This is a genomic window from Bradyrhizobium lablabi (genome assembly GCF_001440475.1).
Taxonomy (GTDB): Bacteria; Pseudomonadota; Alphaproteobacteria; order Rhizobiales; family Xanthobacteraceae; genus Bradyrhizobium; species Bradyrhizobium lablabi.
The window spans coordinates 1-8,467 of the sequence record NZ_LLYB01000021.1 but is presented as its reverse complement, the minus strand read 5'-3'; the positions used below and the strand labels follow the sequence as shown (position 1 = coordinate 8,467).

The following is an 8,467-nucleotide window of genomic DNA, read 5'->3' as shown; positions in this document are numbered from 1 at the left end:
AAAACCCCGAGACTCTAACTGCCGCTGGATGAAAATGCAGTGGCAGGTCACCGCGTTGGCACGGCGGTGCGCCCATGTCCAAGGGGCACCCCAAAAGCACATTGGCCGTTCACGTTTGCGGTTTCTGAGTCCCGGCAGCCAGTCCGCTACCGGCATCAGAGCTAAAAGCAAAATCCATGAACCATCAGCGAATCTGGCGCCGCGCCGTGACGATCGCTCGCGTCTGCAGCCTCGAAGTGTTGCACGATAACGAAATATCTCAGCAGAGAGCCGACCGGTTGCTGGCGCCGCCAGGCTTCGATGATGTCGCTGCGATGTTTCCGAATGCGCTGCGGATGTCGATTCACCAAAAGCCGGAATTACGAGCGCGCGCGGTTGCTAGCAAAGGTGACCTCGCAAAGATTATGGGATTGCAATTTGAGTGAAACATTATCCACCACGGATTGTAATGACATCAATTCTGGAAACAGCCGATGCGGCCACGAATACGGGACTAGTTTGAGCGAGCAAGACAAAAAGGCGTTGCTCGAATACCTCAAGACGCTGTAACCCGCTGCGTTGTTTCCTCTTTTGAGGCTGAAGCCAACATTTTAGAGAAATAGCCAGGTTCCAGCTCTGGCTGAAATGGATCCGGTTTTAGGACCGGGGCTAAGGAGATCGGCCGCTCCGTTTAAACGGAGCGAACCATGACGAAGACGAGACGCAAGATTGACGCCGCCTTGAAGGCGAAGATTGCCCTGGAGGCAGTGCGGGAACAGGCGATGGTTGCCGATCTGGCCCAGCGCTACGAGGTCCACCCAACCAGATTTACGCCTGGAAGAAGCAGCTGCTGGAGAATGCGAGTCTTCGACGTCGGTGTCGGCCGGGATGCCGAGGCCGATCGCGAGCGAGAGGTCGAGAAACTGCATGCCGAGCGGGACTTTTTAGCCAAGAGGTCCGGAAGATGAGCGCGCCGGGCCGCCGAGCGATGCTCGACCGCGGCGATCGGACGCTGTCGATAAGACAATGCGCCCTGGTCGGCGTTGCGCGTTACGGCATCTACCGGCCGCGACCGCCGGCCAATGACAACGACGCCGCACCGATGCGCCTGATCGACGAGCTGTTCACGGCGTGGCCTTCTCTCGGCTCGCGCCGCATGAATGCGATGCTGCGCGCCCGAGGCTGCGGATCAACCGCAAGCGCGGGCAACGGCTGATGCGCAAGATGGCGATTGCGGCGCTCGGGCCACGACCTCGCAAAACGAGCCCTGCCGCCGGCCACAAGATCTATCCATATCTGCTGCGCAAACTCACAATCCGAGCGCGTCAATCACTTCTGGGCGGCCGACATCACCTACATCCCGGTCGGACGGGGCTTCCTCTATCTGGTGGCGATTATCGACTGGGCGAGCCGCGCCATCCTGGCGTGGCGAGTGTCGAAACGCGATGGATGTCTCGTTCTGCGTGGCGGCGCGACGCCCTCGCCAAGCATGGCAAGCCGGAGATCTTCAATACCGACCAGGCTGGCCAGTTCACCAGCGCCGCGTTCACCGGCGCGCTTTCGGCCGCCCGAATCCGGATCTCCATGGACGGACGCGGGCCTTGGATGGACAACGTCTTCATCGAACGTGTCTGGCGATCGCTCAAGCACAAGGACATCTACCTTAAGGGATACACGACGGCCGCGAGGCCACGGACGAAATCTCCAGCTGGATCGCCTTCTACAACGAGTATCGCCCTGACCAGGCGCTCGGCTACCGCACGCCGATAGCCGTCTGGCGCGCGGCAACAGGGACCGCCCGCTGTGGACATGATGGACAACGCCGCCGCGTTGCCCACATGCCCACAGCCGCAACAACAGCAGACGACGGCCCTTGCGGCATGATAGTAGGAGAAGGAGCGGTCATCTTCCAACTAAGAAACCGGTTTAAGCGGTCCCGCTATGCGCGTCCATTTCACGCCGGTCCGTCATCATTTGATGGAACACGCGCGGATACCCCTGAAATCCTGATTGGGGTCCGCCCGCGACCGGCAGTCTAAGCCGTGATGCCATGGCGACGATTGCGACAGTCGATGCGAGCCGGGCGGACGGATGCATCCGTCAACTTGATGCCGACGCTGCCTGCCCTATCGCCAATAGCTGTGACGATTCCCCAACCGTCATGGGCGATACGAACGCCATCTCCATGATAGGCTATCCGCCGTGCAGGCGCCTGGCGCGAGTATGCTTGTACATGTGACGCCTCCGGCGAGGCAATTTGCCCCTTTGCGATGTCATGCTGCGCGTCTGGACTGTAGCTCGCGTCGCTATAACGGCCCATCAGCGGGCAAGCCGACAGGCCGGGCAGAACTCAGGATTGGATGAAATTCCTCAAGCTCATCAATCAGCTGTTTACCTGGTTTAATTCTTGCGAAATGATATCAATGGCCTCGAGCATGGCGTCATACTCCTCGTATATGCCGAGCAAGGCTTGGCCAACTTTCAAATTGTGCACGGGATCGACAATCGAGGGGGAGTCGTAAGTTAGGGAGATAGGTCCAGTAAATAGAATTTCTTCGCCACGCTCGTCGCGTCGCAACGTTCGGTCCGTGCACCATTTGACGAGTTGCGTTACTGCTCCCTTCCCGGACTCATTGATGGGCGGCAGGTGCCGAACCGAGTAGAAATTCGTCCGCGCAGAATACATCTGTCGCGAACCCGAGCTCATGCGCTGGTCTGGTTGAGCGGTAAGGGTCAGCAGGCGCTTGCCATCCGGACGCTCGAGCGTGCCTTGAATTAGGCCGCCTTCTCTGATCAAAGTAATGTGCGCGAGCTTTTTTGGAGCACCAAGAACCTCTCGTCCCGAGGCGAGCGCTGCATCATTCGTTGTCACGTAAATGTAAGGAATGTAATAGCCAGTCTCACCACCGGGATCACGAACTTGAACTCCCGAATAGCACTCCAAGTATGGCCCGACAGTGCTTGAGCGATAACTCGCGACCCCCACAATGGCGATTGCAGGGTTTGCTGCAGGTACCAGCCCGTTCGGTAATAGACGGTTCACCTCGTGTCCCACCCTGAACATAAGGCTTATGGCTTGGCAGCCGAGAAACGAGCTGCCACGATCTTTGCCCCCATGGTAAAGGGGCGCATCAAACGGAATGCCTTTGACGTCGGACATCACATTTCTCCTCGCTTTCGAACTATTTTCACCGATTGGGAGTTGAGCTAATTCATCTCACCGCGCCTATCCGGTTGTTGGAGCATCCCTGAAGCGACTGTATTGCGTTGGCCCCAATGCAGGCTCGGCCGTCCGTAACGGCTATGGACGAGTTGGGTTTTCATGGTGTGGATTGATCGGGGCATTATCAAGCAGCGAGCCGGGGCTGATCGATCCAGTGATCGCGATCGTCGCTACGCCAGGCCGAGTACCGAGTTCTGCGCCTTGCACATCAATCCACCGTTAAACGATCCGAAAACATCAAACACGCTTGACCTTTCCATTCTAGACAGGCCGCTATGCGGTGCGGCCGAATGCGCCTGTTGATTGTGCATTCATTCCGGCGAAGCGTGCTCGCCGACGATGACGTCAAGGCGCCCTCCTATCTGTCATTATGCAACGTCGATGCCAAGCACCTCGAGCGGGTTATAGGGCTCACTCGGCTGCGGATGCCGAACTTGGTACTAGAGACCGCTGGCAACTTTCGGCTGTTGTTCTGTTGCCTTCCTCGCTTGTCAGATTGACGACGCGATGTCGAAGGCTCGACATGACCAAGCCTCCGGACAGAAAGTATCGATGAGACTCTCTTACTGGTGCCAAGACGTTATGCTGTGCATGGTCGGAAACGCAGGCCACGCGAACACCGACGTCGCGCTAGCACGTCGGAAGACCTCCAGCAACTGCAAGAGCCACTTGAGTTTGCGTTGCGATCAGATTCTCGGCGCGGCGATTGCACATAAGGGGATATTCCAATTCGCAAGACTGGGAGAACCTCATGTGTTCTGCGCCCCGTTTCTACCGCTGCGACCCACAAAGAGCTCAGTACCGTGCGCGCTTGTGCGGAACCGGTCTTGCCTCACTTGCGGTCAGCGGCAATTCACCCAAAATTGGAAGAAACTCGGTCGTGAATTGTCGGCATCAAGAAGGTGGCCCAGTTTGGCGAGGCCAATGCAACACTCCGACGTAAACGCCTGCGCCGCGAACGCTTGTTCACGACGTGAACTCGTTATCGAACTGCTTTCGCGCCAATTTACATGAGCACTGCTGCAGGCTTGGGGGCATTGCAGATGATGCGCGGCACAGGATAGATCGACAGGAGTTAAGCGGGCATGGTGCAGACCGCGGCTCGCGACTTGCTTTACTTCCAAGGTTCGGGTTCTCAAACATTTCCGTCAGCATGATCCTCATGCCTGATACTGGGAAGACCCTGCACCGCCACTGATCGAGGAAGCAAAAGTTATGGGACGTGTGAACGAAAAAGTCGTTCTGGTAACCGGCGGGGCTCAAGGCATGGGGGCTGCTCATGCGCGCCTGCTGGTAGCCGAGGGCGCGAAAGTCGTGATCACCGATATTCTTCACAAGGAAGGAGAGGTTCTCGCGGCCGAACTTGGCACATCCGCGATCTATGTGCGTCAAGACGTCGCTCAGCCAGAGGATTGGTGCCAGGCGATCGCGGCTGCGGAGAGCAAGTTCGGCGCGCTGCACGGCCTCGTCAACAATGCAGGCATAGCCAGCATGGCTCCCATCGAGCAGTTCCCGCTCGAGCAGTGGAAGAAGACACTTGCAGTCAATCTCACCGGTGTTTTCTTGGGTATGCAGACTGCCTTACCGGCCATGCGCCGCGCGGGCGGAGGCTCGATCGTTAACATCTCGTCGATCGAGGGGTTGAGGGGGACTGCTGGGCTTCACGCCGACGTTGCTTCCAAGTTCGGCGTGCGGGGCATAACCAAGTCCGCTGCCTTGGAGGCCGCCGCGTCCGGCGTTCGCGTAAACTCTATCCATCCGGGCCTAATCAACACTCGGATGACTGAGAATTTCGAGCCTTCCAGTTTCCCCATTCCGCTCGGGCGGGCCGCCGAGCCGCAGGAAGTGTCACGGGCAGTCTTGTTCCTGCTCAGCGACGAGTCCTCTTATCTCACGGGCTCCGAAATCGTGGTCGATGGCGGCCTGACGATCGGCGTCCCGCACACGTGTCCGGCGCCTGCAAAGATCTTTTGACTATCAGCTGACGGATTGTCACGTCGAACTAGATGGAATCTCACGATGTACTACAGCAGTGGAAACTACGAAGCTTTTGCTCGCCCCCGCAAACCCGCAGGTGTGGATAGCAAGACAGCTTGGTTCGTTGGTTCGGGGTTAGCGGCGCTCTCCGGCGCAGCCTTCTTGATCCGCGACGGACAAATGAGTGGCGACCGTATCACCATCCTCGAACGACTGAATCTTCCGGGGGGCGCGTTGGACGGTAGTCAAGACCCGGCACGGGGATTCGTGATTCGAGGTGGTAGAGAGATGGAGGATCATTTCGAGTGCCTCTGGGACCTGTTCCGTTCGATCCCATCGCTCGAACTTGAAGGCGCCAGCGTGCTCGACGAGTTTTACTGGCTGAACAAGGATGATCCGAACTACACACTACAGCGGGTGACGGTGAACCAGGGGCAGAATGCCCATACCGATGGCCTCTTCACTTTGAGCGAAGAGGCCCAGAGAGAGCTGATTGCCCTTTTTCTTGCCACTCGTAAGCAGATGGAGGCCAAGCGCATCGACGAAGTGTTCGGGAGAGATTTCTTCAACAGCAATTTTTGGCTCTACTGGCGTACTATGTTCGCTTTTGAAGAATGGCATTCGGCCCTCGAGATGAAGCTTTATTTGCATCGATTCATCCATCATATCGGCGGCCTGCCGGATTTCAGCACGCTGAAGTTTACCAAGTACAATCAGTATGAATCGCTTGTTCTGCCGTTATGCAAATGGCTGTTAGAGCAAGGCGTCAACTTTCGCTACGGTGTCGAAGTCACCGATATTGATTTCGACATAAAACGCGGACGCAAGCAAGCCACAGGCATCCGATGGCTGGAGAATGGCATTGTGGGCAGTGTCGATATTGGCGCCGACGATCTTGTTTTCATGACGATCGGGTCGCTTACCGAAAACTCGGACATGGGGGACCATCACACAGCTCCCAGGCTCGACGAAGGCCCCGCGCCCGCCTGGGATCTGTGGCGGCGTATTGCGGCTAAGGATGCCGCCTTTGGCCGTCCAGACGTCTTTGGCGGCAATATCTCTGCAACCAAATGGGAATCGGCGACCATCACGACCCTGGACGCACGCATTCCGGCATACATTCACAAGATTGCCAAACGCGATCCGTTCAGCGGCAGGGTCGTCACAGGAGGCATCGTTACGGTGAAAGATTCGAGCTGGTTGCTCAGTTGGACCGCAAACCGCCAGCCGCATTTCAAGCACCAGCGCAGCGACCAAGTCGTTGCCTGGCTCTATTCACTATTCGTCGAGAAAGCCGGCGACTACGTGAAGAAACCGATGCAAGATTGTACGGGCGAGGAAATCACGCAAGAATGGCTTTATCACCTCGGTGTGCCGGTCCCGAGCATACCGGAACTCGCCGCGAGCGCAGCCAAAACGGTGCCGGTGATGATGCCCTACGTCACTTCCTTCTTCATGCCGCGGCAGATGGGCGACCGGCCAGATGTTGTGCCTAAAGAGGCAGTCAATTTCGCCTTCATCGGCCAGTTCGCGGAGTCGGGTGAGCGGGATTGTATCTTCACGACGGAATACTCGGTTCGGACGGCGATGGAAGCCGTTTATATACTCCTCAAGATTGAACGTGGCGTGCCTGAGGTATTCAACTCAACTTATGATATTCGCAAGTTGCTTGCAGCAATGGGTAGACTGCGTGACGGCAAGGAAATTGAGATCCCAGGACGAGCGTTCCTGCGCGAACTTATTCTGAAAAAGATTAACGCAACCGAGATTGGCGAACTGTTCAATAAGTATCACCTGAGTTGACCGAGGTGGGGACGTTGTCTGTCGGAGAGGTAACCTCACCTACAAATCGCGGAAGTCTCGAGTAGCCCACCACTAGCCGACGAGAACTGCGACGAGAAGGACCGAGGCAATTCTCAGGGTCACTAGTTCCAACGCGCTTATGGAGCCAAGGTTCATTGTGTTGCTCCCGCCGCTCTTACAAGCCCTGACCTGCCACTGAACCTTCATCCAGCGGCGGTTAGAGCTCGCCGGTTTGTACGCCAGGTGGCGCGGGTGGAACAACGGACGATCCGCGGAGCTGGTCGGGCTTGCGGAGCCGGTCGTCCGTTGCGGTGAGGTGGGCAGCGCAGGCCGCAGGGGTGAGGTATTTCAGCGACGAATGAGGCCGCCGGGTATTGTAGTCGGCGACCCAATTAGCGATTTTGGTGCGGGCGTCGTCGAGATCGAAGAAGAGGGTCTCGTTGAGCAACTCATCGCGCATCCGGCCATTGATGGGGAAGACGGCCCCGCTCCCTCGGCCGGGGCGATATACTGGCGATGCACGAACCTGCTAACAGGAGCAATTCACCAATGGAAGCCGCGACAATTGGGTTGGAATTTCGAAGCACGTGTTTCACATCCATGCAGTTGATAGCCAGGGCCGGGTGACCGGTCGTCAACGCCTCTGGCGAGGTGAAGTCATGTCGCTCTTCTCCTCGCTCGCACCTCCGTTGGACCAAGGCAAGGTGATCGCCGCCCGAACCGCCGCTTCATCATTCGTAACCCGGGGGCGAATTAGGCAACGAGACTGGCGCGAGCGCGCTCGATCCATCGCGACAACTCGGCGGCGGCTCCTGCGCCGGATCATCAAGTGGAATTCGGCTATGATCTCGCGCGCCTCGACCAGGGTTGGTACGCCAGCTTCGATCGCCGCGACAGTGACCATCTCTGCCTTCGACAGCGTATCCCGTCCGACCGTCATGAGACGAGCGATAGTTCTGGCCGACGGGATCCGGTGAAGGTTTTCGACATTCGATGCCGTCCGCAAATCGATGCGCCAGATCCGCAGCGCAATCGGGGTGACAACAATCGATCCCAAACTGCTCCCTGCGGCCGAGCGCTTGCAGTATGACGGATATCTTCGCCGCGAAGAGACCAATGCGACGATCTTGGCCCTGTCGAAAAGCGGAACGCGGATCAAGTAGATCGTGCGCCAAACCGGTCATAGCAGGAAACTGGTTCGACAGGTGATCCGTGACGAACGCCATGATGTCTTCCGACCCGGCAGAGTTCGCTCGATCAGCACCTGCCATGGCTTGACGATCAGTTGGCCACCGGCTGCCTTAACGGCGCTGAACTTTGGTGGCGCCTAAAGGCGCGCGGCTTCCGCGGCAGCGCCGCCGGATCGGCCTGATTGCGGATCGACGGCGCCTTCACGCGATAGCGCGGCTTCTCGGTCGCGGTGGCGACAGGCATCGTACGCCTACGACGAAGACCGCCTGATTGACGCATGCGCGCGGGCACAGT

Annotated in this window: 5 protein-coding genes and 3 pseudogenes; 5 read left to right on the top strand and 3 right to left on the bottom strand. The window is 57.9% G+C overall.

The window, feature by feature from the left end; translation table 11 throughout:
- Window positions 1-176 precede the first annotated feature (176 nt).
- Both CQ14_RS00285 and CQ14_RS41695 read left to right on the top strand, forming a co-directional pair.
- A complete protein-coding gene (locus CQ14_RS00285) occupies window positions 177-425 on the top strand; it encodes a hypothetical protein (protein ID WP_057855964.1) in 249 nt (82 codons plus the stop codon).
- Window positions 426-686: 261 nt separating this feature from the next.
- A pseudogene (locus tag CQ14_RS41695) lies at window positions 687-1,781 on the top strand (IS3 family transposase); the annotation flags it as partial.
- Window positions 1,782-2,362: 581 nt separating this feature from the next.
- On the opposite strand, the gene CQ14_RS00270 reads toward CQ14_RS41695, so the two are convergent.
- The gene (locus tag CQ14_RS00270; RefSeq protein ID WP_057855963.1) at window positions 2,363-3,139 is read right to left on the bottom strand and encodes an acetoacetate decarboxylase family protein; all 777 of its coding nucleotides are present in this window, start codon (window positions 3,137-3,139) and stop codon (window positions 2,363-2,365) included.
- Window positions 3,140-4,417: 1,278 nt separating this feature from the next.
- Here CQ14_RS00270 and CQ14_RS00265 point away from each other — a divergent pair.
- Window positions 4,418-5,176 (top strand): glucose 1-dehydrogenase, encoded by a 759-nt coding sequence (locus CQ14_RS00265; RefSeq protein ID WP_057855962.1) that lies wholly within the window; start codon window positions 4,418-4,420, stop codon window positions 5,174-5,176.
- A 45-nt stretch (window positions 5,177-5,221) separates the two neighbouring features.
- On the top strand, window positions 5,222-6,982 hold the full coding sequence (locus CQ14_RS00260) for an oleate hydratase (protein WP_057855961.1): 1,761 nt from the start codon (window positions 5,222-5,224) through the stop codon (window positions 6,980-6,982).
- Window positions 6,983-7,199: 217 nt separating this feature from the next.
- Here the strand turns inward: CQ14_RS00260 and CQ14_RS00255 are convergent.
- A pseudogene (locus tag CQ14_RS00255) lies at window positions 7,200-7,454 on the bottom strand (integrase core domain-containing protein); the annotation flags it as partial.
- 520 nt (window positions 7,455-7,974) lie between these two features.
- Here CQ14_RS00255 and CQ14_RS45435 point away from each other — a divergent pair.
- Window positions 7,975-8,336, top strand: a pseudogene (locus CQ14_RS45435) (ISL3 family transposase); the annotation flags it as partial.
- Here the strand turns inward: CQ14_RS45435 and CQ14_RS45130 are convergent.
- A partial coding sequence (locus tag CQ14_RS45130; RefSeq protein WP_210183139.1) for a hypothetical protein occupies window positions 8,264-8,467 on the bottom strand: 204 nt, incomplete at its 5' end. The pseudogene CQ14_RS45435 and the gene CQ14_RS45130 overlap by 73 nt on opposite strands.